1 protein-coding gene is annotated in these 501 nt (G+C 38.3%); it reads right to left on the bottom strand.

Annotation, left to right across the window (positions count from 1 at the left end):
• Positions 1 to 153 precede the first annotated feature (153 nt).
• A partial coding sequence (locus tag B3143_RS04045; RefSeq protein ID WP_349677409.1) for a transposase occupies positions 154 to 501 on the bottom strand: 348 nt, incomplete at its 5' end.

Below are 501 nucleotides of genomic sequence, written 5' to 3'. Positions count from 1 at the left end.
ATCAAATGAATCAAATGAATAGTTGGGTTGCATAAATAAATCAATTAGACTTATTCATTCAGCAATATAATTCCTGAATGAATAAGTTTATAACTAAAACCGGCTTTGTTGCATAAACATTCAAAAGCTGAGTTTTCCCCAATCCATTCAAATTTAAGTGACAACTTGGGTGTGAGGTCTACCTAATTCCGTAAATCTATTCAGAACTGCCACACGCGCATGAACTTCATTGACCTGACTTTGAAAATGTCTTGCCGTCAGCTTATCTCCTAATAATTTGATGCAATGCATCTTGGTTTCCACCAAACTGCGACGGTGATAGCCCGACCATTTTTTCCATAGGGTTCTGCCTAAATGCTTAACCGTTTGAAGTAACTCATTTCGTTCTATTGAACTGATTTTAGAATCTTTCCAGGGCTTGGCATTCTTCCTGGGTGGAATTACGGCACTGTTGCAAATAACCACGAATGGTAAGCTGAAGGGCACTGTTGCAAATAACCA

The sequence above is a fragment of the Acinetobacter sp. UBA1496 genome (genome assembly GCF_002324975.1).
GTDB lineage: Bacteria > Pseudomonadota > Gammaproteobacteria > Pseudomonadales > Moraxellaceae > Acinetobacter > Acinetobacter variabilis.
This window is presented reverse-complemented; position numbering and strand designations above follow the sequence as displayed.